This window comes from Stenotrophomonas bentonitica (genome assembly GCF_002887735.1).
GTDB lineage: Bacteria > Pseudomonadota > Gammaproteobacteria > Xanthomonadales > Xanthomonadaceae > Stenotrophomonas > Stenotrophomonas bentonitica_A.
Genome location: NZ_PKQP01000001.1, coordinates 191,185 through 217,243, shown reverse-complemented (window position 1 = coordinate 217,243; position 26,059 = coordinate 191,185). Strand labels below are relative to the sequence as shown.

Here is a 26,059-nt window from a genome sequence, read left to right as displayed (position 1 = left end):
GCAGTGGCTATCCAACGAAAGGCGGCGATGAAACGGACGTGGAGTGGCTCGGCAACGGATGACGCGGAGGCAGGTGACGCTCACAACACAGCACACGCCACCGACAGTACGCCATACCGCTCAACTCAGCGAGATGCGGATCGCCGCGGCTGTCGCCAGCGGGGCCAGCACCAGCGCCACCACCAGCCCGGCGCCCAGCATCAGCAGGGCGCCGATCGGGTCCTGGCCGCGGGCGACCGCGGCCACGCTGCCCGCGCCGAACACCAGCACCGGCACATACAGCGGCAGGGCCAGCAGCGCCACGAGAATACCAGAGCGCCGGATGCCGACCGTCAGCGCGGCGACCACCCCGCCGATCAGGCTCAACAACGGCGTTCCCAGCAGCAACGATGCCAGCAACATCGGCAGCTGGTCATGCGGCAGATGCAGCATTTCCGCCAGCAGCGGCGACATCACGATCAACGGCAGGGCGGTGGTGACCCAGTGCACCAGCACCCGCACCAGGACCAGCCAGGCCAGCGGAACCGGGGCCAGCAGCCATTGCTCCAGCGAGCCATCTTCGGCATCGCTGCGGAACAGCGAGTCCAGCGCCAGCTGGCCGGCCAGCAGCACCGCCAACCACATCACCGCCGCGGCCACGCGCGCCATCGCCTCCGGGTCGCGGCCCAGCGCCAGTGCGAACAGCACCACCACCAGCAGTGCGAACAGCAAGGGCTGCAGCGCATCGCCGCGGCGCCGCCAGAGCAGGCGCATGTCGCGGGCAATCAGGGCCCGCGCGGTCTGCCACAGACCCGGTTCGGTGCCTGGCGCGATCATGCCGCCGCTCCCAGGGTCAGCAGGCGCGTGCGCACCGGGGGGGCCGCGTAGGCGCCGTGGGTGGTGACCAGGGCGGCGCCGCCGCTGCGCAGGTGCGCGGAAATCATGCGGTTCACCAGGTTGATGCCGTCCAGGTCGAGATTGGCGTAGGGCTCATCGAGCAGCCACAGCGGCGCGGGCGAGAGCCAGATGCGGGCCAGCGCCAGGCGGCGCTTCTGGCCGGCCGAGAGCTGTCGCACCAGAGTGTCTTCATAGCCGGCCAGGCCGACGATCGCCAGCGCGTTGCCGGGCATCTGGCGGGCGCGGCGGCCGTGCAGTCCGCACAGGAAATGCAGGTTCTCCAGCGTGTCCAGGTCCGGCTTGAGTGCGGGCAGGTGGCTGAGATAGGCCACATAGTGGGCGCGCTCCTTGTGCCCGGCGCGCTTGCCATCGATCTCGACCTGGCCGCTGCCGGCGCGCAGCAGCCCGGCCAGCACCCGCAGCAGGGTGGTCTTGCCGGCACCATTGTCGCCCTGCACCAGCAGGGCTTCCCCGGCATCCACGTGCAGGTCCAGCGGGCCGAAGACGGGTTCGTCGTTGCGACTGAAGCCAAGGCCATGCGCGGCCAGCAACGGAGGGGCGTTCAAGGGGCGGGATCTTTGCACCGGAATGGGCCGCCATTGTATCGGGGGAACGGGTCGGATGATTTGCGTACACTGGGAGTTCCCCCGGTTCTTTCCCTGCTGCCGATGCAACCGCAAACCAAGCTGCCCAAGGTGGGCACCACCATCTTCACCGTGATGTCCCAGCTCGCCGCCGAACACGGCGCGGTCAACCTTGGTCAGGGCTTTCCGGATTTCTCCGCACCGCAGCGGCTGATCGATGAAACCATCGCCGCGATGCAGGGCGGGCTCAACCAGTACCCGCCGATGACCGGCGTGGCGCCGCTGCGCCAGGCCATCGCGCAGAAGTCGCTGGATCTGTACGGCGCGCAGGTTGATCCGGACACCGAGATCACCGTCACCAGCGGCGCCACCGAGGCGATCTTCAATGCCATCCACGCCGTGGTCCGCCCGGGCGAGGAAGTGATCGTGCTCGACCCGGCCTACGACTGCTACGAACCGGCGATCGACCTGGCCGGTGCGCGCGCCGTGCACGTACCGCTGGACCCGCAGACCTTCGCGGTGGACTGGGACCGCGTGCGTGCGGCGATCAGCCCGCGCACCCGGCTGCTGATGGTCAACACCCCGCACAACCCGTCCGGCGCGATGCTCACGGCCGATGACATGCAGGCCCTGGCCGATGTGCTGCGCGGCACCGACATCTACCTGATCTCCGATGAGGTGTACGAGCACATCATCTACGACGGTCGCCGCCACGAATCCTCGCTGCGTCATCCGGAACTGCGCGAGCGCGCGTTCGTGATTTCCAGTTTCGGCAAGACCTACCACTGCACCGGCTGGAAGATCGGGTATGCGATCGCGCCGCCGGCGATGACCGCCGAATTCCGCAAGGTGCACCAGTACAACACCTTCACCAGTTTCGGGCCGGCCCAGTACGGCTTCGCCGCGATGATCCGCGACGAGCCGCAGCATCATCTGGAACTGGGCGCGTTCTACCAGGCCAAGCGCGACCGCTTCCGCGAGCAGCTGGCCGGTACCCGGCTCAAGGCGCTGCCGGTGCCGGGCGGTTATTTCCAGCTGGTGGATTACTCGGCGATCAGCGATCTGCCCGACCACGAATTCGTGAAGTGGCTGACGATCGAGAAGGGCGTGGCGGCGATCCCGCTGTCGCCGTTCTATGAGACCGCGCCCGCCGGCCAGCGCCTGGTTCGCCTGTGCTTTGCCAAGAACGACGCCACGATGGACGCGGCGATCGAACGCCTGCGGGCCCTGTGATGAGCACAGTGACCGAGCTGCAGGACCTGCGCATTTCCCTGGTCCAGGGCGACACTCGCTGGCACGACCCGGCCGGCAACCGCGCCCATTACGGCGCGCTGCTGGCGCCGCTGGCCGGGCAGACCGATCTGGTGATCCTTCCGGAAACCTTCACCAGTGGCTTCTCCAACGACGCCATCGACAAGGCCGAAGGCATGGACGGCCCGACCGTGGCGTGGATCCGCGAGCAGGCCGTGCGGCTGGGCGCGGCGGTGACCGGCAGCGTGCAGCTGCGGGTAGGCGAGGGCGTCTACAACCGTCTGCTGTGGGCCACGCCGGATGGCGAGCTGCAGTACTACGACAAGCGCCACCTGTTCCGTTACGGCGGCGAGCATGAGCGCTATGCCGCCGGCAGCCAGCGCCTGAGCGTGGAGTGGAAGGGCTGGCGGATCAATCCGCAGGTCTGCTATGACCTGCGTTTCCCGGTGTTCTGCCGCAACCGTTACAACGTAGAGCGCGCCGACCAGCTGGATTTCGATCTGCAGATTTTCGTGGCCAACTGGCCCTCGGCACGCGCCTACGCCTGGAAGACGCTGCTGCGCGCGCGCGCGATCGAGAACCTCTGCTACGTGGCGGCGGTCAACCGGATCGGCGTGGACGGCAACGATCTGCATTACGCCGGCGACAGTGCCGTGATCGATTTCCTGGGCCAGCCACAGGTGGAAGTGCGCGAACGCGAGCAGGTGGTCACCACCGCCATCTCGGCAGCGGCCCTGGCCGCGCACCGCGCGCGCTTCCCGGCGATGCTTGATGCGGACAGCTTCAGCCTGCAGGAACGCAGCTGAAACGGTAGTGCCGGCCGCTGGCCGGCTCTGTACGTTGCAGGATTGCCTGGAGCCGGCCAGCGGCCGGCATTACCCGGGCCGCACGGCTGAACAGACGCCCGATGCGCGCGATGTGCATCATCCGCGCCACACGCGCACGCTGCTAGATTCGGCGCGTTACCCCTTCAGTACGAGCGGACCCGCATGAAGAAGTTCTCCCTGGCATTGATCGCATTGGCCGGTATCTCGGCCGTCCCGGCTGCGCAGGCCGCCGGCAACATCGATTGCGAGCTGCACTACAACCTGGCCGGGTGGTCGGTGCTGTACAAGACCGCTTCCGGCACGGGCACCATCCAGTGCGACAACGGCGCGCGCATTCCGGTCAAGATCACCGCCAAGGGCGGCGGCCTCACCGTGGGCAAGTCCAAGATCGTCGATGGCAAGGGCAAGTTCTCCGGCGCCTACTCGGTCAACGACCTGATCGGCTCCTATGCCGCCGTTGAAGCGCACGCAGGCGCTGACAAATCCAGCAATGCCCAGGTCATGACCAAGGGCGATATCTCACTGGCCCTGGCGGGCACCGGCAAGGGCTGGGACCTGGGCGTGGGGGTAGGCCGCTTCACCATCGAGCGACGTTGAGGGGTAGAGCCACGCCACGCGTGGCTGCACCACCGTCTCGGGCATGACGCGCAGCCACCCATGGGGTGGCTCTACACGACCGGGTTGATCGCCGCCCGCGCGGACCCAACAAAAAACCCCGGCCGAAGCCGGGGTTTTTTTGTGTCACTGATCAGCCGCCGCGCGGGCCGCCACCACGGTGACCGCCGCCGCCCGGGCCACGGTTGCCGCCGGGACGACCGCCCGGGCCGCCCGGACCGCGACCACCCGGGCCACCCGGGCCCCGGTTGCCGCCCGGACCACCGGGGCCGCGATTGCCGCCAGGACCGCGCGCATTGGCGCCGCCCGGGCCACGGTTGCCACCCGGACCACCCGGACCGCGGTTGCCCGCCGGGCGCGCGCTGCCGTACGGGCTGGCGCCCGGATTGGCGTGGTCGGACGGGAAGCTCGGTGCATTGCCCGGATGGCCATACGGATGGCGGGACGGACCCTGGCCCCCCTGGGCGCCGCGGTTGCCACCGCCGCCCGGACCGGCCGGACGGCCCTGGCCGCCGTAGCCGCCACGGCTTTCGCCACCGCCGGCATAACCGCCGCGGCCTTCAGCGCCGCCGCCGTAGCTGCCGCGACCCGGGCCGCCTGCGCCACCCGGACCCTTCGGCTTGCCGTACGGACGGCCCTGGCCGCCGGCGCCTGCGCCGGCACCCGGACCGCGCGAACCTGGGCCACGGGCAGCGCCCGGGCCGGCATTGCGGTGGCCGCTCGGGCCGGTGCTGACACCGTCGGGCACGTACCAGCTGCGGAACGCGGCCGGGTTGCCTTCCGGCAGCGCACGGTTGCCCTTGTCCGGGCGCGCCTTGAACGGGCGCTGCGACTGCTTGGCTGCTGCTTCGCCGCTGACCGTCAGGCCACCCTTGAAGCCGCCGCCCTTGCCGCCGCGACCACGGCCGCGCTCTTCGCGCACGTTGTCGAAACGACGCAGTTCGCGGCCTTCATCGGCCGAGTTGTGGCCGTTGACGTAGGCGTTGCCACGGCCACCCTCGCGCGAGACGCGCACAGTGGTCTTGGCGGCGCGGCGCTGGCCGATCACCGGCTGCAGGGTCAGCGCCGACGGCGCGCCTTCTTCCAGCTTCAGTTCGGCGCGCAGCGCTTCGACCTGCTTGGCCGGCAGTTCGACCGACTGGCCACGCAGCAGTTCGCGCGGCAGGCTCACCTTGCCGTAGCGGGTGCGCTTCAGGCGGCTGACCTGGCAGCCCTGCGATTCCCACAGGCGGCGCACTTCGCGGTTGCGGCCTTCCTTGACGACCACGCGGAACCAGTCGTGCGAGTCGGTGCCGCCGATGCGTTCGATCTCGTCGAACTTGGCCGGGCCGTCTTCCAGCGCGACGCCACGGGCGAGGCGGTCGACGATGCTGTCCGGCACCTTCTCTTCGCCTTCCGGGGCACGCACGCGCACCACGTATTCGCGCTCGACCTCGTAGGAGGGATGCATCATCGCGTTGGCCAGCTCACCATCGGTGGTCGCCAGCAGCAGGCCGGTGGTGTTGATGTCCAGGCGGCCGATCGCGATCCAGCGCGCGCCCTTCAGGGCAGGCAGCGCTTCGAACACGGTCGGGCGACCTTCGGGATCTTCGCGCGTGGTCACTTCGCCTTCCGGCTTGTTGTAGGCCAGCACGCGCGACGTCTCGGTCAGCGCGGTGGCCACGAAGCCACGGCCGTCCAGTTCGACTTTGTCGCCGCTCTTGATCGACTGGCCGGTCTGCGCGACCTCGCCATTGACCTTGACCAGGCCATCGGCGATGCGCTGTTCCAGCGCGCGGCGCGAACCCAGGCCTGCCTGCGCCAGCACTTTGTGCAGGCGCTCTTCGAGCTTGGGCTGTTCGGAGGCGGTTTCGCGCTTGAGCGAAAGCTTGTTCAACGACGGCTTGCGGGGGGTGTCACTCATTTACTTGGCTCCGGCCGGCAACGGATGCGTCGGCCTCTGGTTCGGGATCGGCTTCGTCAACAGCCACGGTCGTCTTCGCGACGGCGTTGTTTTCGGTTTCGTTCTGGGGCGCCGCGCGCTCTCCCGGCGCGGTATCGGGTTCGCCATCGCTGGCGGTCGTATCCGCGTCGTCGTCGGCAGGCGACAACGGCGCATGGGATGGGGTGTCCGAAGCGTCCGCATCGGCGGAAGCTTCGCTATTGTCCGGATCTGCCGGCTGCTCCGCCAGCCGGGCCGTGGCCAGCGCCACGCGGGCGGCCAGGCGGGCGGCGGCCGGGTCTACCGGGTCTACAGGATCCAGCGGCGCTGCAGGATCCACCGGCTCCGCAGGGTCCGTCGGCGCCGGGGCGTCGTCGTCGTTGGCCGCGTCGCTGTCCAGCGCCGCATCCGGTGTCGCCGCGCCTGCGGGCAGGCGGCCGGCCGGCTGGCCTTCGCTGTCCAGCGGCAGCTGCGGTTCCAGCTCACCCAGGTCGCGCAGCTCGGACAGCGGCGGCAGTTCGTCCAGGCGCTTGAGGCCGAAATAATCCAGGAAGCCCTTGGTGGTGCCGAACAGCGCCGGCTTGCCGGGCACGTCGCGGTGGCCGATCACGCGGATCCATTCACGCTCTTCCAGGGCCTGGATGATGTTGCTGCTGACCGCCACGCCGCGGACCTGTTCGATCTCGCCGCGGGTGATCGGCTGGCGGTAGGCGATCAGGGCCAGCGTTTCCAGGGTCGCGCGGGTGTAGCGGGTCTTGCGTTCGGTCCACAGCCGGGTGATGTAACCGTGCACCTCGCTGGTGACCTGGAAGCGGAAGCCGGAGGCCACCTCGACCAGTTCCACGCCGCGGTCCTGGCAGCCCTCGCGCAGCAGTTCCAGCGCGCGTTCGATGCTGCCCGGCGGTGCCGGTTCCTCTTCCGGGAACAGACCCTGCAGCTGCGCCAGCGTCAACGGCTCGCTGGCTGCCAGCAGGGCGCCTTCGACAATACGGTTGATCAGCGGTTGATCCATACGTGGGTCGGGTGCTCAGTCGGATGCGTTGGCGGCGTCGTTGTCGTCGAACTCACTGTTGAACTGCAGCGGTTCGTTGGTGTTGCCGGCGGCCAGGGACTTGACGTAGATCGGCGCCAGCGGAGCTTCCTGGACGATGTCCAGCAGCTGTTCCTTGGCCAGTTCGAGCAGGGCCAGGAAGGTGACCAGCACCCCCAGCTTGCCTTCTTCGGCGGTGAACAGCGTTTCAAACCGGTAGAACCTGCCGTCTTCCAGACGACCCAGCACGTCGCCCATCCGCTGGCGCACGCTCAGTGCCTCGCGTTTGATCGCGTGGCCGGTGAACAGCTCGGCGCGCTTGAGCACGTCGTGCAGCGCCATCAGCATTTCCTTCAGATCCACCGGCGGCGGCAGCTTGACGGCCGCGCGGTCGGGGACGAAGGCGTGGGCCACGGTGGTGTCGCGGTCCTGGCGGGGCAGGCTGTCGATGTCTTCGGCGGCCTGCTTGAAACGTTCGTACTCCTGCAGCCGGCGCACCAGCTCGGCGCGTGGATCGGCTTCCTCGCCCTCGATGCTGGGCGGCCGCGGCAGCAGCATCCGCGACTTCACTTCGGCCAGGATCGCCGCCATCACCAGGTATTCGGCCGCCAGTTCGAAGCGCAGCTCCTGCATGACGTTGATGTACTCGACGTACTGGCGGGTGATCTCGGCCACCGGGATGTCCAGGATGTCCAGGTTCTGCCGGCGGATCAGGTACAGCAGCAGGTCCAGTGGACCTTCGAAGGCATCCAGGATGACTTCCAGCGCGTCCGGTGGGATGTACAGGTCCTGCGGGATCTGCAGGACCGGCTGTCCATGCACCACGGCCAGCGGCATTTCCTGCTGCTGTGGGGCGGGCACTCGGGTTGGCGGGTTCGCGTCGGGCGCGAGTTCGGCAGTCATCAAATAGACGTCAGTATTGCAACGGACCGGTCGCCGCACCATGCCAGCGTCCGGAACGGTCCCGGGCGGCAGGATGGCAAGCCATGACACGCCTGGGTCGGCGCGGTTCCACACTTCAAACAGCAAGGCGCGCCGCGATGGGCAGCGACAGAACTACGGGGAGGTCGTCTACGTGTGCTGGTGTGGGGCAGTGGATCGGTCGTCGGCTGGCGGTGGAGCCGGGGGCCGACGGGGCGCTGCGTCCAGCCACGTGCAATGGAGCTAAGACTACGGGGTTGGGGCGCCAGTGTCCAGCCAGCCCCGCTAGAATGCGCGGGATCGATTCAACAAGACCTCGGAGTTGCCCGTGTGGTATGTGATTGAAGGCTATGACGGCACCGATGTGCTGGCCGCCCGTCTGGCGTCGCGCCCGGCCCATCTGGCCCGGCTGCAGGCCCTGCAGGATGAAGGCCGGCTGCTGCTGGCCGGCCCGTGCCCGGCCATCGACAGCGAAGATCCCGGTCCGGCCGGCTTCAGCGGCAGCGTGGTGATCGCCGCGTTCGATTCGCTGACCCACGCCCAGGACTGGGCCGCCGCCGATCCCTATGTGGAGTCGGGCGTCTACGTGCGCGTCCAGGTGCGTCCGTTCCGCAAGGTCCTGCCATGAACCGGGTCGAGCGTATCCGCGAGGCGCTGCAGCAGGCGCTGGATCCGGAGCTGCTGGAGGTCAAGGACGACAGTCATCGCCATGCCGGCCACGAGGGCGCGCGTGATGGTCGGGGGCACTTCAAGGTGCACGTGGTCAGCGCCGCCTTCGAAGGAAAGCTCCCGCTGGCGCGCCATCGGGCCGTCTATGCGGCCTTGGGGACGATGATGGAGACCGATATCCACGCGTTGTCCATTCGCGCCGAGACACCGGTCAAAAACCGCTGAAACCCTTGTCCCGCCTTGTCCTGGTCGGTCCCGGAAAGGGCCGCCATGGACAGCTTTTGGTTACCGCCGTACGACATGAGGCTAACGTAGTGTTTACATCCGGGTTTGAAAACGCTTACATTCCGCGCCAAGCCCAGATCTCTAAGCCGTGGAGGGCGGCGAAGTGAACAAGGCAGCGATCACTATCAAAGATGTCGCCCGTGAAGCCCGTGTCTCTGTTGCCACGGTCTCGCGCGCACTCAATGGCCATGAAAATGTTGCCGAGCCCGTGCGCAAGCTGGTGCTGGAGGTGGCGGCGCGACTGCGCTACACCCCGCATGCAGCGGCCCGGAGCCTGAGCAGCCGGCGGACCAATACCATTGGCGTGGTGTTGCCCGATCTCTATGGCGAATTCTTCTCCGAACTGATGCGCGGCATCGATGGGGTGGCCCGCGAGCGTCGCCAGCATCTGCTCGTGTCCAGTTACCACGGTGACCAGGAGCAGCAGGGCGCGGCCCTGCGGGCCATGCGCGGCCGTGTCGATGGGTTGCTGGTGCTCTCGCCGTATGCCGAGAGCCCGGGCTTCCTGACCGACAACCTGCCGCAGTCGTTGCCCACGGTGCTGATCAACACGTATCTGCCCGAGCAGGATCATCCGGTGCTGAGCATCGATGACCATGCCGGCGCGATGGCCATGACCCGCCACCTGCTGGACGTCGGGCATCGGCGCATCGCCTTCATTTCCGGTCCGGACCTCAACTACGACGCCCGTGAGCGCCTGCGCGGTTTCCGCGATGCGCTGGCGGCCTTCGGCGATGCTGCCGAAGGGATCGAGTTGCCCGGTGACTTTGACGAAGCTTCCGGCCATCGCGCCGGACAGGAGTTGCTGGCAGCCGGCACGCTGCCCGACGCGGTGTTCGCCGCCAACGACATGATGGCGCTGGGGTGTCTGTATGCGTTCGCGCAGGCAGGCGTCCGTGTCCCGTTCGATGTCGCATTGGCGGGTTTCGATGACATTCCGCTGGCACGTTTCGTTCACCCATCGTTGACAACGATGCAGGTGAGTATCGCCGACCTCGGCGATAAGGCCGCGACGCGCCTGCTGCAGTTGATGGATGGCAACAACACAGAAGGGGCCGGCGACAAGCAGACGCTTGTACCGACCCTGATCGTGCGTGATTCGAGCAGAGCCAGAACCGAGCAGTAGGTCACGACCGTTGGTCGTGACGCCCTAAAAAAACGCACCACATAAAACGACAGGGGCCGCAAAGACGGCCACCACCACCCGGAGAGTTACATGACGTATTCCAATCACCGCAACCGCGCGCCCGCACGCAGTCTGTTGTCCAGCGCGCTGGTCACCTGCCTGATGCTGGGCGCCGCCCCGAGCGTGATGGCGCAGTCGGCCACCTCGTCGCTGCGCGGCCAGGTCGCCGAGGCTGCCGCCGGCACCGAAGTCACCGCCACCAACGTGGCCAGCGGCACCGTGCGCCGCGCCACCACCCGTGCCGATGGCAGCTACTCGCTGATGGGCCTGGACCCGGGCACCTACAACGTCGTGGCCAATGGCCAGACGCAGAAGGTGACGGTCACCGTGGCCTCCACCGCGACCCTGAACTTCAGCGGCGCGCCGGCCAACGGCGGCACCGCCAACGCCACCAACCTGGACACGGTCAACGTCATTGCACCGACCCTGCTGCAGGAAGTGCGTACCTCCGAAGTGGGCAAGACCGTCAGCCTGCAGCAGATCCAGACCACCCCGCAGGTGTCGCGCAACTTCCTGGAATTCGCCGACGCGGTCCCGGGCCTGATCTTCACCCGTGATGCCAAGGGCAACACCTCGCTGCGTGGCGGTGCCACCAACTCCGACGGCACCAACGTCTACATCGACGGCGTGGGCCAGAAGAGCTACGTCAAGGGCGGCGGCGTGGCCGGCCAGTCCGGCAGCGCCGGCAACCCGTTCCCGCAGCTGGCGATCGGTGAATACAAGGTCATCAGCGGCAACTACAAGGCCGAATACGGCCAGGTGTCGAGCGCGGCCGTGACCGCGGCCACCAAGTCCGGTACCAACGAGTTCAAGGGTGAAACCTTCTACCGTTACACCAACGAAGACATGCGCGCCAAGACCCCGGCCGAGCGCCAGGCTGGCCAGAGCAAAGAGGCATCGGCCGAGAAGGAATACGGTTTTGCATTGGGTGGCCCGATCATCCAGGACAAGGCGCACTTCTTCGTGACCTACGAAGCCAAGCGCTTCGACCTGCCGGTCACCATCGCGCCGGACGGCGCGGTCGGCCGCGCTGCCGCGCTGCTGCCGCCGGAAGGCGCCGCCGGCCTCGGCCCGGCCAGCCAGCCGTTCCAGCAGGATCTGATCTTCGGCAAGATCGACTTCGAGCCGACCGACAACGATCGCATCGAGCTGACCTTCCAGGACCGCGATGAAACCCAGTCGCAGTTCAGCGGCCAGACCTCGCCGGAAGCCGGCCGTGAAGTGGTCAACACCGACCGTCGTTACGCCCTGCGCTGGAACCACAGCGGCGAGCGTTACTACAACGAACTGATGGTCACCCACGAAGATTCGTTCAACAACCCGACCCCGCTGACCCTGGCCAACGGCATCACCTACACCGCACCGGACGGCACCGAAGACCGCACCGTGGTGAAGATCGGTGGCGCATCGGCGCTGGATTCGCAGGTGAAGGGCCAGAAGGGCTGGTCGATCGAAGACAACCTGACCCTGGACGGCATCGAGTGGCAGGGTGACCACACCATCAAGATGGGCGCCAAGTACAAGCAGATCGATCTGTACGCATCCGATGCCGCGCAGATCAATCCGACCTTCACCTACAGCCTGGGTGATCCGGACTTCCCGTCTTCCATTCCGTACAAGGCGCAGTTCGTCAAGCCGGTGACCGGCGTGTCGGGCGTGTCGGGCGAAGTGCGCTCGAAGTCCAAGCAGATCGGCCTGTTCATCCAGGACGACTGGCAGGTCAACGACCATCTGCAGCTGAACCTCGGCCTGCGTTGGGACTACGAGAAGACCCCGTCCTACCTGGACTTCGTGACCCCGCAGCAGGTGGTCGACGCGATCTACTCGCAGGATCCGCGCGCGGCCGCGGGCCAGACCTACGCCGATTCGCTGGCGCTGGGCGGCCTGAACATCGGCGACTACATCAGCAACGGCCACAACCGCAAGGCGTTCAAGGACGCCTGGCAGCCGCGCCTGGGCTTCTCGTATGACGTCAACGCCGACGAGCAGCACGTGTTCCACGGTGGTGCCGGTCGTTCGTATGACCGCGATCTGTTCGACAACCTGCAGCTGGAAACCACCAAGCTGGCCCTGCCGCAGCCGACCATCTACTTCCGCAACCCGGCCACCGGCACCTGCATCGACGGCCAGGCCGCCTGCTATGACTGGAACCCGAACCTACTCAACGGCATCGGCAACCTGCAGGCCCTGGTCGGTTCGACCAGCAACGCCGGCCTGGAAGTCGATCTGCTGAACAACAACCTCAAGGTGCCGTACTCGGACCAGTTCAGCTTCGGCATGAGCAACCAGGTCGGTGAGTGGCTGACCGATGCCACCATTTCCCGCACCCTGAGCTACGACGGCTTCGCCTTCACCCTGGGCAACCGTTACCCGACCGGCCAGTTCTTCGATGACCCGCGCCTGTGCGGCGGCACCGACCCGGGCCTGAGCCAGGCCTGGAGCTGCAACGTGCCGGGCTTCGGCAGCCTGATCATCGGCCAGCAGGGCATCAAGACCCGTGCGACCCAGGTCCTGCTGTCGGCGCAGAAGCCGTTCACCCAGGAAAGCGGCTGGGGCACCTCGGTGGCCTACACCTGGACCACCGCGCGCCACAACCGTGACATCAACGAGAAGTACGCGTTCGACCGCGGCCTGATCGAAGATTATCCGACCATCCGTTCCAACGGCGCGCCGCGCCACCGCCTGGTGGTCACCGGTTCGTACGCGGGCTTCTGGGGCATCACCTTCGGTGGCAAGGTCACCCTGGCTACCCCGACCGCCGTCAACGACTGGTACCCGGTGCCGCAGGCCAGTGGCTACAACCTGCCGACCCCGCAGGCAGCCGTGCCCAATGCCAATGGCAAGTTCCTGCTGGGTGGCAAGATCTTCGGCTACCGTTCGGTCGATCTGCAGGCGACGAAGACGTTCAAGATGCCGGGCGAGACCGAGCTGTACGCTCGTATCGACATCATCAACGTGTTCAACTTCGACAACTTCTCGACCTACAACTACGTCAAGACCAACGGCAAGCTGCAGGCCAGCTACAACGAGACCGGCGACATCATCGGTACGCCGCGTCAGGTCAAGGCAGAAGTCGGCTTCCGCTTCTGATGCAACAACGGCCCCGTCTTTGGACGGGGCCGGTTTCATGGCAATGGCTGGCCTTCGGGCCAGTCCATTGTCCAGGCCGCTGCCACGGAGGGTGGCAGCGGCCTGGGCAATGACCCGCTTGTTCGGACCACGCACGCGTGGTTTTTTTAAGCGGCGTTCTGTAAACGATTTCAGGTCATTGGACGTTATGCTTCCCAGTCACGAACACCGTAGAAGGAGTTGGCCCATGCAGGCACGCCACCTGTTGACCGCTGCGGCGATCAGCGTCGCCGCCGTTGCCTGTCAGCCGCAGGCCCAGCAGGAGCCGGCCAAGCCCAAGCCGCCCGTGATCCTGGTCGAGGCGGATGTGCCGCCGCGGCCGATGAAGCCGGAACTGCCGCCGCTGTTCGACGATATCGAGCGCCGCACCTTCCAGTTCTTCTGGGATACCACCAATGAGGTCAACGGGCTCAGCCCGGACCGTTACCCGTCGCGCCCGTTCGCGAGCATCGCCTCGGTGGGCTATGCGCTGACCGCGTATCCGATCGGCATCGAGAACGGCTGGGTCAGCCGCACCCAGGCGATCGACCGCACCCTGCTGACGCTGAAGTATTTTCGCGACCTGCCGATGGGCCCACAGCGCACCGGCAAGGCCGGTTACAAGGGCTTCTACTACCACTTCCTGGACATGCAGGAAGGCCGCCGCTACGACAGCTGGGTGGAGCTCTCCAGCGTGGATACCGCGCTGCTGATGATGGGCGTGCTGTTCGCACAGTCCTATTACGACGGTGACGACGCGCGCGAGAAAGAGATCCGCGAGATCGCCGACACGCTCTACAAGCGCGTGGACTGGCCCTGGCTGCAGCAGCGCGCACCGCTGATCTCGATGGGCTGGTTCCCGGAGAGCGGCTTCATCGATCACGACTGGATGGGCTACAACGAGGCGATGATGGTCTACATCCTCGCGCTCGGCTCGCCGACCCACCCGGTCAGCCCGGACGCCTGGACGGTCTGGACGCGCACCTACGACAACGACTGGGGCGTCTACCAGGGCCAGGAATACCTGTCCTTCGGCCCGCTGTTCGGCCACCAGTACACGCATGTTTGGGTGGACTTCCGCGACATCCAGGATGCCTACATGCGCGAGCGGGGCAGCACCTACTTCCTCAACAGCCGCTCGGCCGCCTTGGCGCAGCGCGAATACGCGATCGCCAACCCGATGAACTGGAAGGATTACGGCCAGAACGTGTGGGGCCTGACCGCCAGCGACGGCCCGCAGAACACCACCCAGGAATACCGCGGCGAGCAGCGCCAGTTCCGCCATTACTCCTCGCGCGGCGCGGGCCTGCGCGAGAATTTCGATGACGGCACCATCGCACCGACCGCCGCGATCTCCTCGATCGTGTTCGCCCCGGAAGAAGTGATCCCGGCCGCGGTGGAGATGCACAAGCGCTATGGCGATTACATCTACTCCAGCTACGGGTTCCTGGATTCGTTCAACCCGAGCTTCAACTACGACATCCCGATCAAGACCGGTCGCCTGGTCCCGGATCGCGGCTGGGTGGCCAGCGATTACATCGGCATCGACCAGGGCCCGATCCTGACGATGATCGCCAACTACCGGAACGATTTCGTCTGGAACGTGATGAAGAAGAACGCGCATATCCGCAAGGGTCTGGAGCGCGCCGGCTTCAGCGGTGGCTGGCTGACGCCGGAAGGCGAGGACCAGCCGATGGAACTGCAGAAAGATGAAAAGGCGGCCTCGGCCCGCTCGGTCGGCATCGCCGAATCGCGTGCGGCAGCCGCCCAGGAACAGAAGAACAATTCCAATTCGAACCGCAACCAGCAGCAGGGGAAGTAAGCAGTGCCATCGTCGTCGCGCCCGAAGCTGGGGTTGAGTCTGTTGCTGCTGCTGGTCGGCAGCCTGTTGTTGAGTGCCTGCCGAAAAGAACCGGAAGGCGTGACCGTGCGTTTCTGGGCGATGGGCCGCGAGGCCGAAGTCGTCACCGGCCTGATCCGTGAGTTCGAGGCGGAAAACCCGGGTATCCATGTGGATGTGCAGAACATCCCGTGGACGGCCGCGCATGAAAAGCTGTTGACCGCGTTCGCGGCCGACGGCCTGCCGGATGTGTGCCAGCTGGGCAATACCTGGATTCCCGAATTCGCCGAGCTCAATACCCTGACCCCGCTGCAGCCCTACGTGGCGCAGTCCAAGGTCGTGGACCCGGCCGATTACTTCCAGGGCATCTGGGATACCAACGTCATCCATGACGAGCTGGTCGGCGTGCCGTGGTACGTCGATACCCGCCTGCTGTATTACCGCAAGGACATGCTCGCCAAGGCCGGTTATGACCATCCGCCGCGCACCTGGGACGAGTGGAACGCGATGATGGCGGCGATCAAGAAGATGCAGGGCGCGAACCGCTATGCAGTGTTGATGCCGATCAACGAGTTCGAGCAGCAGCTGTCCTTCGCCCTGCAGCAGCCGGACCCGCTGCTGCGGGATGACGATACCCGCGGCAACTTCAGCAGCCCCGGCTTCCGCAGGACGCTGGGCTTCTACGAGAACATGTTCGCGCAGGGCTGGGCCCCGCGCATGTCCGAGACGCAGATCTCCAACGTCTGGGATGAATTCTTCCGTGGCTTCAACGTGTTCTACGTGTCCGGCCCCTGGAACATCCGCGAGTTCAAGAAGCTGCAGCCCAAGGCGCTGGAAGGGCAGTGGGGCACCGCTGCGCTGCCGGGCCCGGACGGCCCCGGCGCCGGCATCGCCGGTGGAACCAGCCTGGTGATCTTCCGCTCCTCGCAGCAGAAGGAAGCGTCGTGGAAGCTGATCGAGTTCCTGTCGCGCCCGGCGATCCAGGAACGCTTCCATTCGATCATTGGTGACCTCCCGCCCCGGCGCAGCACCTGGGATTACCCCTCGCTGGCCAACGACCCGTTGGCGCGGCCCTTCCGCGACCAGCTCGAGCGGGTCAAGCCCACGCCGAAGGTGCTGGAGTGGGAGCGCATCGTGCAGGAAATGCGGATCATCACCGAACAGGTGGTGCGTGGTGGCATGGATCAGGACGTGGCAGTGAAAGAACTGGACAAACGCGTGGACAAGGTCCTCGCCAAACGCCGTTGGATGCATGAGCAGCACCGGCGCGACGCCTCCGGGGTGAGCGACAAGCAGCACTCCAGCGCGGTCGCCACGGAGGCGGCGCCATGAAGCAGCGTTCGCTTGCCGGCTGGATGTTCGCCGGCCCGGCCATCCTGGTCATCGCGGTGTTCTTCGGCCTGCCGGTGTTCTCGGCACTGGCCCTGAGCATCACCGATTTCGATCTGTACGCACTGGCCGACGGCGAGAACCTGCGCTTCGTCGGGCTGGGCAACTACATCGACCTGCTGCAGACCCCGATGTTCTGGAAGTCGCTGTGGAACACCACCTACTTCGTGATCGTCGGTGTACCGATGTCGATCGCGGTGTCGCTGGGCGCGGCGATCCTGCTCAACGCCCCGGCCGCGCGCTTCAAGGCGCTGTTCCGCACCGCACTGTTCGCCCCGGTGGTGACCACCCTGGTGGCGGTGGCGGTGATCTGGCGCTACCTGTTCCACACCAGCTACGGCCTGGTGAACTACGGCCTGGGCCACCTGGGCATCAGCCCGATCGACTGGCTGGGCGACCCGAACTGGGCGATGCCGACCATCATGCTGTTCGCGGTGTGGAAGAACTTCGGCTACAACATGGTGATCTTCCTGGCCGGCCTGCAGGCGATCCCGCATGACCTGTACGAGGCGGCCCGGATCGACGGCGCCTCGCGCTGGAAGCAGTTCCTGCACATCACCCTGCCGATGCTCGGCCCGGTGCTGCTGGTGGTCGGCGTGATCACCGTGTCCGGCTATTTCCAGCTGTTCGCCGAGCCCTACGTGATGACCCGTGGCGACCCACTGCAGAGCACCGTCAGCGTGCTGTACTTCATGTTTGAAGAAGGCTTCAAGTGGTGGAACCTGGGCCGCGCCTCCGCGGTGGCGTTCCTGCTGTTCCTGATCATCCTGGGCGTGACCAGCATCATGCTGCGTTTCGGCCGCAAGAGGCAGTTGGTATGAGTCGTGAAATCGGTCAATCGCGCTGGCACGCCTGGTGGGTCAATGGTGGCCTGCTGGTGCTGGCCGCGCTGAGCCTGGCGCCGCTGTTGTGGATGCTGTCGGTGTCGTTCATGCCGACCGGCGAGGCGGCGCATTTCCCGCCGCCGCTGCTGCCCTCGTCGCTGACGACCGCGAACTACCATGAGTTGTTCGCCCGTACCGGCATGGCCAACAACTTCGTCAACAGCCTGCTGGTGTCGCTGGCGATCACCTTCGGCTCGCTGCTGCTCAACACCATGGCCGGCTATGCCTTCGCCAAGCTGCGCTTCGCCGGCCGTGAGCGCATCTTCCAGCTGCTGCTGGCCGCGCTGGTGATCCCGGCGCAGGTGGCGATGCTGCCGCTGTTCCTGCTGATGAAGCAGCTGGGCCTGGTCAACAACTTCGGCGGCGTGATCGTGCCGGCGCTGGCGACCGTGTTCGGCATCTTCCTGGTCCGCCAGTACGCCCGTTCGATCCCGGATGAGCTGCTTGAAGCGGCCCGGATAGACGGGGCAGGGGAGCTGCGGATCTTCTTCCAGATCGTGCTGCCGATGCTCAAGCCGGTGCTGGTGACGCTGTCGATCTTCACCTTCATGGCCGCGTGGAACGATTTCATGTGGCCCTTGATCGTGTTGACCGACCAGGAGCACTACACTCTCCCGGTGGCCCTGGCCACGCTCTCGCGCGAGCACATCATGGATGTTGAGATGATGATGGCCGGCGCGGTGGTCACGGTGGTTCCGGTGCTGCTGCTGTTCCTGGCATTGCAGCGTTATTACATCCAAGGTCTGTTGCTGGGGAGTGTCAAAGGGTGAAGCATGCCGTCGTCGCGGTGGGTCTGGGTCTGGTCTGGTCACTGGCGGCCTCGGCCGCACCGCCGGCGACGCCGGTGCTGCCCGCACCCAAGGTGCTGGACAGCTTCGACGACATGACGCCTTGGAAGCTGGTCGTCTCCGACCAGGTCAGCGGCTCGCTGCGCAGCGTCGCCGGCAACGGCGGCGGGCGCGCGCTCTGCCTGGACTACGACTTCCACAACGTGTCCGGCTACGTCGGCATCCGCCGCGAGCTGGGCATCCAGTACCCGGAGAACTACCAGTTCGGCTTCCAGCTGCGCGGTGACTCCCCGGCCAACGATCTGCAGTTCAAGCTGATCGACACCAGCGGCGACAACGTCTGGTGGGTCAACCGGCCCGGCTATGCCTTCCCCAAGGCCTGGACGCCGGTGCAGTACCGCAAGCGCCAGATCGACAAGGCCTGGGGGCCGGAAACGGACCCGACGCTCAAGCGCAGCGCCGCGATCGAGTTCACCATCTACAGCAAGGTCGGCGGCAAGGGCACGGTCTGTTTCGACCGGCTCACGCTGCAGGGACTGCCGGCGGCCGATACCTCTTCACTGAGCCCGTCGGTGATCGCCGATACCGCCACCGCGCTGCAGAACCGCATCGTCGATGGCAAGCCGGACACGGTCTGGATCAGCGGCGGCGTGGCCGAGCAGACCATCACCCTGGACCTGCACAAGGTGCGTGAGTTCGGCGGGGCGGTGATCGAGTGGCTGCCCGGACTGGAGGCCACGCGGTATGAAGTGCGCTCCTCGGCCGACGGGCGCAGCTGGGACACGCGCCGCGAGGTGACCGCCGGCGGCGGTGGCCGCGACTGGCTGGCGCTGCCGGATACCGAGGCGCGCTATCTGCGCTTCGACCTCAAGGGCGGCCCGAGCTGGCGCTACGGCATCCGTGACATCACGCTCAAGCCGCTCGAGTTCGCCGATACCCCGAATGATTTCGTCCGCTCGGTGGGCGCCGACCTGCCGCGCGGTTCGGTGCCGCGTGGCTTCACCGGTGAACAGCCGTACTGGACGCTGCTGGGCCTGGATGGCGGTCGCGAACAGGCCCTGATCGGCGAAGACGGTGCGCTGGAAGTGGCCAAGTCCAGCTTCAGCGTAGAGCCGTTCGTGCTGGTGGACAACAAGCTGCTGAGCTGGGCCGACGTCAAGACGAGCCAGTCGCTGCAGGATGATTACCTGCCGATCGCCAATGTCGGCTGGACCCACGACAAGGCCGGCCTGCAGGTCACCGGCTTCGTGCAGGGCACGCCGGACAATGCGCAGCTGGTCGGGCGTTACACCCTGCGCAACCCGGACAAGGTCGCCCACGAGTACACCCTGGCCCTGGCGGTGCGCCCGTGGCAGGTCAATCCGCCGACCCAGTTCCTCAACACCGTTGGCGGTGTGAGCCGGATCGACAACCTGTCGGTCGACCCGACCCATGTGGACGTCAACGGCAAGCCGCGCCTGTATCCGGCGCAGGCGCCGGATGCGGCCTTCGCCACCGCCTTCGACAGCAAGCTGGACGTGGTCCACCTGGCCAGCGGCAAGCTGCCGGGCACCACCGAAGTGAAGGACGGCACCGGCCTGGCCTCCGGCGCGCTGTTGTACCGCTGGAAACTGGAGCCCGGCCAGAGCCGGGAGGTCGCCATCGTGCTGCCGCAGACCGGCAACTGGACGATGCCCAAGGCCTTTGATGCCGCCAAGGCGCAACAGCAGGTCGCCTCGATGTGGCGGACCAAGCTGGACCAGGTGACGCTGCAGGTACCGGCCGCCGGCAAGCCGCTGGCCGATACCCTGCGCACCGCGCTGGCGCACATGCTGATCTCGCGGATCGGGCCGAGCATCCAGCCGGGCACGCGCTCGTACTCGCGCAGCTGGATCCGCGACGGCGCGATGATTTCCGAGGGCCTGCTGCGCATGGGCCGTAGTGATGCGGTGCGCCAGTACGTGAACTGGTACGCGCCGTACCAGTTCGACAACGGCAAGGTGCCGTGCTGCGTGGACTCGCGCGGCAGCGATCCGGTGCCGGAGAACGACAGCCACGGCGAGCTGATCTTCAACATCGCCGAATACTGGCGCTACACCGGCGACACCACCTTCCTGGAAGTGATGTGGCCGCACGTGCAGGGCGCCTACCAGTACATGGAGCAGCTGCGCCTGAGCGAGCGCACCGAGGAGAACCGCGCCCGCAACCCGGCCTTCTACGGAATGATGCCGGTATCGATCAGCCACGAAGGCTATTCGGCCAAGCCGATGCATTCCTACTGGGACAACTTCTGGGCGCTGCGTGGCTACAAGGATGCCGCGATCATCGCCAGCACCCTGGGCAAGGCCGAGGCAATGCAGATCAGCGAGTCGCGCGATCAGTTCCGTGACGACCTGCAGGCCTCGTTGCTGGCAGCGACCGCGCAGCACAGCATCGACTACCTGCCCGGTTCGGCCGAGCTGGGCGATTTCGACGCGACCTCGACCACCATCGCACTGGCCCCGGCCGGTGAGCAGGGGCGCCTGCCGCAGCCGTACTTGAACAACACCTTCGAGCGCTACTGGAGCGAGTTCGAAGCGCGTCGTGATGGCAAGCGCGAGTGGAAGGACTACACCCCGTACGAGTGGCGCAACGTGGCTGCGTTCGTGCGCCTGGGCTGGCGCGACCGCGCCTGGCAGGCGACCGAGTTTTTCTTCAAGGACCGCGCGCCGCAGCCCTGGAACCAGTGGGCCGAAGTGGTCTCGCGCACGCCGCGCAAGCCGTTCTTCCTGGGCGACCTGCCACACGCCTGGGTGGCCTCGGACTTCGTGCGCTCCGCGCTGGACATGTTCGCCTACAGCCGCGACATCGACGACAGCCTGGTGCTGGCCGCCGGGGTGCCGTCGCGTTGGCTGGAAGGCAAGGGCGTCGGCGTGCAGGGCCTGCGCACGCCGAACGGTCAGCTCAACTACGCACTGGTCCGCAATGACAAGCAGCTCACCCTGACCGTGTCGGCCGGCCTGATTCCGCCCGCCGGTGGGGTGGTGTTGCCATGGCCGTACAGCGGCGAGCCGGGCGCCACCACCATCAACGGTGAGCCAGCGCAATGGGTGGGCGGCGAGCTGCGGGTGATGCAGGTGCCGGCCAAAGTCGAGATCGAAATTCCGGCATCGGTACGCCGGGCGGAACGCAAGGCACTGTAATGCGGCAGATGACGAAGTTGAGGCGCGGCCTGCTGGCCGCCGTGCTGGCGTTCGCGCCGGTGGTCGCGATGGCGCAGGCCAACGGGGCAGGGGCCACGCAGGAGATGACCATGGTCACCTTCAACCTGCACCACGACCGCGAAAACTGGCCGGCCCGCCGCCAGGTGATCCTGCGTGAGCTGCAGACCCTGCAGCCCGATGCGATCGCGTTGCAGGAGGTGATCCAGAAGCCCCATGTGCGCAACCAGGCCGCGTGGCTGGCGCGCAAGCTGGGCTATGAGTACCAGTTCGTTTCCACCGATCCGCCGGGGCGTTTCAAGCGCTATGGCAATGCACTGCTGACCCGGCGCCCGGTACTGACGCGCAACGACCACCTGCTGGCACCGATCAACGACTACCGCACCGTGGCGCATCTGCGCATCGATGTGGACGGTCGGCCGGTCAATGTCTATGCCACGCACTTGAACGAGCGCTCGGACGAGGTGGGCAGCCGCATCCGCGGCGAGCAGGTGGCCGATCTGCTGACGTTCATCGCGCAGACCGCAGGGGATGCGCCGGTGGTCGTGGCCGGGGACTTCAACGCGCTGGTGGATGCAGGTGACCTGAGCGAGCTGCGCAATCACTACGGCGACAGCTACGGCAGCGTGCACGTCAACAACGAGCTGGCCCAGGTCAGCACGCTCAACCGCCATTACTACGATGCGCCATCGCGCATCGACCATATCTTCTTCCAGCAGGATCGCCTGCTTGCCCGCGAAGCGAAGCTCCTGTTCGATCAGCCGTACGCCGATGGCCGCTGGGCCTCGGATCACTACGGCGTGTGGACCCGGCTGCAGTTCGCGCCGGGTACCGGCAACGCCGGCGCGACGACGCCCTGAGGCGCGCGCCGCGTCGTCGGTGATGGTGTAGCGCGCTACCGCTGCCTCCACGGATGACGTGGATCTGCCCTTGATGCGACCGATCCGGGATCCACGCATGGCGTGGATCTACCCTTGCTGCATCCCATGGCCTGTGTAGATCCACGCCATGCGTGGGTACGCTCAACGCCGCCATCATGATTGCCTGACCCGCGCCGCTGGCTCCGCCATCCAACCGCCCAAACGCAGACAGCGGCCCGAAGGCCGCTGTCTGCTTGTTGCGTCACTCACCCAGGATCAGAGCGTGTCTTTCTTTTCCTGGTCAGCCTTGTCGCCTTCGTCGGCCTGCGGGGCATCGGTGGGGATGTCCTCGCGGGCCTCGGCCTGGGCGGCCTGTTCGGCGGCATTGGTGGTGGCCGGGGCTTCGCTGGCGGTCGCACCGAACAGCTGGCCGTTATGCACGACCGGGCCGGCCGGGGCCGATTCGGTGCGGGGCTGCGGCGCTGCCGGCTGTGCCGGGGCCTGGGTCGCATCGACGGCATCCAGCATGCTGGTCTGCACCGGCGCGGCGGTCGGCTCCTTCACTTCTTCCGGGGCGGTCTCGACGACCGGGGCCGACGGAGCAGCGACCGGAGGCGGAGCTGCCGGAGCAGCCACCGGGGCCGGAGCCGCCGGAGCAGCGACCGGGGCCGGAGCTGCCGGAGCAGCCACCGGAGCCGGAGCCGCCGGAGCAGCCACCGGAGCCGGAGCCGCCGGAGCAGCCACCGGTTCAACCACACGCGGTACTTCCACCGGTGCAGCCGGCTGCGCAGCGGCCGGGGTCGGCTTCGGGCTTTCCACGAACGGCACCGGGTCGTTGTAGGAGGCCGGGGCCTTCTCGGCGACCGGTTCGGCTGCCGGGGCAGCGGCCTTTTCAACGACCGGGGTCGGTGCCTTTTCGGCGACCGGTGCTGCCACCGGCGCCGGAGTCGGCTCGGTGTGGCCCGCCGTCACGACCGGGCTGCTGACCACCGCCACCGGAGCGGCAGCAGCGACAGCGGCAGCCGGCGCCGGGCGCGGGGCCTGGACCGGGGCAGGGGCGGCGGCCGGCGCGTTGCCGGATTCGTCGTCGAACTCGAACTCCGGCTGCGGCTGACCATGGTTGGCGACCTGGCGCTCGGCCGGGGCGGCGGTGTCGCCGTCCTGATCGCCATCCTGATCGTCGCCCTCGTCATCCAGACCGTTCTCGTCACCATTGAGGCCATCGCTGCCGGCAGCCTGCTCACCGTTGCCACGACGACGACGACGGCCACCGCGACGACCACGACGACGACGCGAAGCGCCTTCGCCGGTACCGTCTTCGGCGTTGGCCGGGACGTCACCCTGTTCGGTGGCCTCGCTCACTGCAGCCTGCGCGTCCTCGGCCACAACGGCCTTGGTCGCCTCCTGCGCGTGGGCAGCCGATGCAGCAGCATCGGTGGCGACCACGGCAGCGGCGGCGATCACCGCGGCATCGGCGGCGACCGGGGCAGCGGTGGTCGGCTTGGGTGCATCAGCCTGCGGCTGGCGCGCGGGCTTTTCGCTAACGGCCGGCTTGTCGCCGTCATTCTGCTGGGGCTTGGCCTGGCCGTTCTGGCCCTGCTTCTGCTTCAGCTTCGGCTGCTGCTGGTCATTGCGCGCTTCATTGCGCGGCTTGGCCGGCTGCTGCTCGTTGCGCGGCTTGCCCTGGCTGGGCGCCTGCACCTGTGCTGCGTTGCCATTGGCCGGTGCGGCGGTGTCCTGGCGGCGCTCGTCACGACGCTCGCCCTTCGGGCCGCGCTCGCCACGCTCACCACGGTCCTTGCCACGGCCCTGCGCCTGCGCATTGCCGTTACCGCCACGTTCGCCACGCTCATCGCGGCGGCCGTTACGGTCCTTGCCGTTGCGGTCCTTGTTGCGACCGTTGCGGCTGCCGTCCTGGCCCGGGCGGCTGCTCGGCTGCGGTGCGGCGGCCGGGGCCGGTTCGCCACCGAAGATGCGCTTGAGCCAACCCACCACACCGGTGGCGGCCGGGGCGGCCACGGGGGCGGCGACCGGGGCCGGTGCGGCCACCGGTTCCGGGGCTTCACGCACCGGGGCCGGCTGGCTGTGCTTGACCTGGGTCACCACCGGGGCGACCGGGATGTTCAGCTGGGCCTTGGTCAGGGCATGCACCGGCAGCTTGCGCGGGGTGCCGCGCTGGTAGCTCGGCTTGCCGCTCTCTTCGCCCAGCTCGTTCTCGCGCAGGCGGGTCACTTCGTAGTGCGGGGTGTGCAGCTGCTCATCGGCCACGATCACGATCGGCGCGTCATGGCGCTGTTCGATCTCACGCAGCGCGCTGCGCTTTTCGTTGAGCAGGTAATTGGCGATCTCGACCGGGGCCTGGACCAGCACCTGCCCGGTGTTCTCCTTCATCGCATGCTCTTCCGCCACGCGGATGATGGACAGCGACAGCGACTCGACGCTGCGCATGCGGCCATGGCCATCGCAACGCGGGCAGACGATCTGGCTGGATTCGCCCAGGCTCGGGCGCAGGCGCTGGCGGCTCATTTCCATCAGGCCGAAGCGCGAAATGCGGCCCAGCTGCACGCGCGCACGGTCGTACTTGAGCGCGTTCTGCAGGCGGTTCTCGACTTCGCGCTGGTGCTTGTTGGAGGCCATGTCGATGAAATCGATGACCACCAGGCCGCCCAGGTCGCGCAGGCGCAGCTGGCGGGCCACTTCTTCAGCCGCTTCCAGGTTGGTCTGGAAGGCGGTGTCCTCGATGTCGCTGCCCTTGGTGGCGCGCGAGGAGTTCACGTCGATGGCGGTCAGCGCTTCGGTCTGGTCGACCACGATCGAGCCGCCGGACGGCAGGCGGACGTTGCGTTCATACGCGCCTTCGATCTGCGATTCGATCTGGAAGCGGTTGAACAGCGGGATGTCGTCCTTGTAATGCTTGAGCTTGCGCAGGGTCTGCGGCATCACCTGCTGCATGAACTCCTGGGCGGTCTCGTACAGCTCCTCGGTGTCCACCAGGATCTCGCCGACATCGGCGCGCAGGTAGTCACGCAGGGCGCGCACGATCAGGCGCGATTCCTGGTAGATCAGGAACGAGGCCGGCTTGGTCAGCGCCGCTTCGGCGATCGACTTCCAGACCTGCAGCAGGTAATCCAGATCCCACTGCAGCTCTTCGGCATCGCGGCCGACGCCGGCGGTGCGGATGATCACGCCCATGTCGTCGGGGATGTTCAGCTTGTCCAGCGCGTCTTTCAGCGCGGCACGGTCTTCGCCCTCGATGCGACGCGAGACGCCACCGGCGCTCGGCGAGTTCGGCATCAGGACCATGTAGCGGCCAGCCAGCGAGATGAACGTGGTCAGGGCAGCGCCCTTGTTGCCGCGCTCTTCCTTGTCCACCTGGACCACGACTTCCTGGCCTTCACGCAGCAGCTCGCGGATGCCGGCCTTGTTGTGGTCGACGCCAGCCTGGAAGTAATCGCGGGAGATTTCCTTCAGCGGCAGGAAGCCATGGCGCTCACCGCCGTACTCGACGAAGGCCGCTTCCAGTGAAGGCTCAAGGCGCGTGATGCGGCCTTTGTAGATGTTCGACTTCTTCTGTTCCTTGGACGGCTGTTCGATGTCGATGTCGTACAGCGTCTGGCCATCCACGATGGCTACCCGCAGCTCTTCAGCCTGCGTGGCATTGATCAGCATTCGCTTCATTCTTGCGTTCCTCGCGCGCTGCTACCGCGCGGAACGCCATGGGGTTTCGCTTCTGGTCACGCTTCACCGCCCATCGCGCATGCGCGGGGAGGGCGGTTTGGGTTTCCAGCGCTACGACACCACGGCAGGCCGCGGGAGCGCTTCATTTGTTTTGGTTTGGGTGTAACT

Annotated in this window: 19 protein-coding genes; 13 read left to right on the top strand and 6 right to left on the bottom strand. The window is 66.9% G+C overall.

Annotated elements, in window-relative coordinates; all coding sequences use genetic code 11:
* Positions 1 to 120: 120 nt before the first annotated feature.
* Together ccmB and ccmA are read right to left on the bottom strand one after the other, a co-directional pair.
* Positions 121 to 816, bottom strand: coding sequence for a heme exporter protein CcmB (gene ccmB / locus C0R07_RS00980; RefSeq protein ID WP_019182867.1), 696 nt, complete (start codon positions 814 to 816; stop codon positions 121 to 123).
* Positions 813 to 1,442 (bottom strand): heme ABC exporter ATP-binding protein CcmA, encoded by a 630-nt coding sequence (gene ccmA / locus C0R07_RS00975; protein ID WP_070425518.1) that lies wholly within the window; start codon positions 1,440 to 1,442, stop codon positions 813 to 815. Before ccmA ends, ccmB begins: the two co-directional genes overlap by 4 nt.
* 102 nt (positions 1,443 to 1,544) lie before the next feature.
* On the opposite strand from ccmA, the gene C0R07_RS00970 reads away from it, so the two are divergent.
* The 3 genes from C0R07_RS00970 (at position 1,545) to C0R07_RS00960 (ending at position 4,135) form a co-directional block, all read left to right on the top strand.
* Positions 1,545 to 2,693 (top strand): pyridoxal phosphate-dependent aminotransferase, encoded by a 1,149-nt coding sequence (locus C0R07_RS00970; protein ID WP_070425517.1) that lies wholly within the window; start codon positions 1,545 to 1,547, stop codon positions 2,691 to 2,693.
* Between the two features lie 17 nt (positions 2,694 to 2,710).
* Positions 2,711 to 3,517, top strand: a complete 807-nt coding sequence (locus C0R07_RS00965) for an amidohydrolase (RefSeq protein ID WP_102788245.1) — start codon at positions 2,711 to 2,713, stop codon at positions 3,515 to 3,517.
* A 183-nt stretch (positions 3,518 to 3,700) separates the two neighbouring features.
* A complete protein-coding gene (locus C0R07_RS00960) occupies positions 3,701 to 4,135 on the top strand; it encodes a hypothetical protein (RefSeq protein WP_019182871.1) in 435 nt (144 codons plus the stop codon).
* 151 nt (positions 4,136 to 4,286) lie between these two features.
* Here C0R07_RS00960 and C0R07_RS00955 read toward each other — a convergent pair whose 3' ends face one another.
* Genes C0R07_RS00955 through C0R07_RS00945 form a run of 3 tightly spaced genes read right to left on the bottom strand, consistent with a single transcriptional unit; the run spans position 4,287 to position 8,007 of the window.
* Positions 4,287 to 6,056, bottom strand: a complete 1,770-nt coding sequence (locus C0R07_RS00955; protein ID WP_102788020.1) for a pseudouridine synthase — start codon at positions 6,054 to 6,056, stop codon at positions 4,287 to 4,289.
* A complete protein-coding gene (scpB, locus tag C0R07_RS00950) occupies positions 6,049 to 7,086 on the bottom strand; it encodes an SMC-Scp complex subunit ScpB (RefSeq protein ID WP_102788019.1) in 1,038 nt (345 codons plus the stop codon). The genes C0R07_RS00955 and scpB overlap by 8 nt, the downstream gene beginning before the upstream one ends.
* Before the next feature lie 15 nt (positions 7,087 to 7,101).
* Positions 7,102 to 8,007: a segregation and condensation protein A gene (locus tag C0R07_RS00945; protein WP_070470364.1), complete on the bottom strand. Its 906-nt coding sequence runs from the start codon at positions 8,005 to 8,007 to the stop codon at positions 7,102 to 7,104.
* A 346-nt stretch (positions 8,008 to 8,353) separates the two neighbouring features.
* Here C0R07_RS00945 and C0R07_RS00940 point away from each other — a divergent pair, with 346 nt between their 5' ends.
* The 10 genes from C0R07_RS00940 to C0R07_RS00895 all read left to right on the top strand — a co-directional run bounded on the left by C0R07_RS00940 (position 8,354) and on the right by C0R07_RS00895 (position 22,213).
* On the top strand, positions 8,354 to 8,653 hold the full coding sequence (locus C0R07_RS00940; protein ID WP_070425514.1) for a YciI family protein: 300 nt from the start codon (positions 8,354 to 8,356) through the stop codon (positions 8,651 to 8,653).
* Positions 8,650 to 8,919 carry a BolA family protein gene (locus C0R07_RS00935; RefSeq protein ID WP_070470362.1) on the top strand — a complete coding sequence of 90 codons (270 nt, stop codon included), beginning with the start codon at positions 8,650 to 8,652 and terminating at the stop codon, positions 8,917 to 8,919. Before C0R07_RS00940 ends, C0R07_RS00935 begins: the two co-directional genes overlap by 4 nt.
* A 148-nt stretch (positions 8,920 to 9,067) precedes the next feature.
* A complete protein-coding gene (locus C0R07_RS00930; RefSeq protein ID WP_019182877.1) occupies positions 9,068 to 10,105 on the top strand; it encodes a LacI family DNA-binding transcriptional regulator in 1,038 nt (345 codons plus the stop codon).
* 90 nt (positions 10,106 to 10,195) lie between these two features.
* The gene (locus tag C0R07_RS00925; RefSeq protein ID WP_019182878.1) at positions 10,196 to 13,255 is read left to right on the top strand and encodes a TonB-dependent receptor; all 3,060 of its coding nucleotides are present in this window, start codon (positions 10,196 to 10,198) and stop codon (positions 13,253 to 13,255) included.
* A gap of 226 nt (positions 13,256 to 13,481) precedes the next feature.
* The gene (locus tag C0R07_RS00920; protein WP_019182879.1) at positions 13,482 to 15,095 is read left to right on the top strand and encodes a glucoamylase family protein; all 1,614 of its coding nucleotides are present in this window, start codon (positions 13,482 to 13,484) and stop codon (positions 15,093 to 15,095) included.
* Between the two features lie 33 nt (positions 15,096 to 15,128).
* A complete protein-coding gene (locus tag C0R07_RS00915) occupies positions 15,129 to 16,445 on the top strand; it encodes a sugar ABC transporter substrate-binding protein (protein ID WP_254427751.1) in 1,317 nt (438 codons plus the stop codon).
* The gene (locus C0R07_RS00910) at positions 16,442 to 17,323 is read left to right on the top strand and encodes a carbohydrate ABC transporter permease (RefSeq protein WP_019182881.1); all 882 of its coding nucleotides are present in this window, start codon (positions 16,442 to 16,444) and stop codon (positions 17,321 to 17,323) included. Before C0R07_RS00915 ends, C0R07_RS00910 begins: the two co-directional genes overlap by 4 nt.
* Positions 17,320 to 18,156 carry a carbohydrate ABC transporter permease gene (locus tag C0R07_RS00905; RefSeq protein WP_102788018.1) on the top strand — a complete coding sequence of 279 codons (837 nt, stop codon included), beginning with the start codon at positions 17,320 to 17,322 and terminating at the stop codon, positions 18,154 to 18,156. Before C0R07_RS00910 ends, C0R07_RS00905 begins: the two co-directional genes overlap by 4 nt.
* Complete coding sequence (locus C0R07_RS00900; RefSeq protein WP_102788017.1) at positions 18,153 to 21,335, top strand: discoidin domain-containing protein; 3,183 nt, start codon at positions 18,153 to 18,155, stop codon at positions 21,333 to 21,335. The genes C0R07_RS00905 and C0R07_RS00900 overlap by 4 nt, the downstream gene beginning before the upstream one ends.
* Positions 21,336 to 21,343: 8 nt before the next feature.
* Positions 21,344 to 22,213 (top strand): endonuclease/exonuclease/phosphatase family protein, encoded by an 870-nt coding sequence (locus C0R07_RS00895; protein WP_390330457.1) that lies wholly within the window; start codon positions 21,344 to 21,346, stop codon positions 22,211 to 22,213.
* A 276-nt stretch (positions 22,214 to 22,489) separates the two neighbouring features.
* Here C0R07_RS00895 and C0R07_RS00890 read toward each other — a convergent pair whose 3' ends face one another.
* Positions 22,490 to 25,891, bottom strand: coding sequence for an Rne/Rng family ribonuclease (locus C0R07_RS00890; RefSeq protein WP_102788016.1), 3,402 nt, complete (start codon positions 25,889 to 25,891; stop codon positions 22,490 to 22,492).
* Between the last annotated feature and the right edge of the window lie 168 nt (positions 25,892 to 26,059).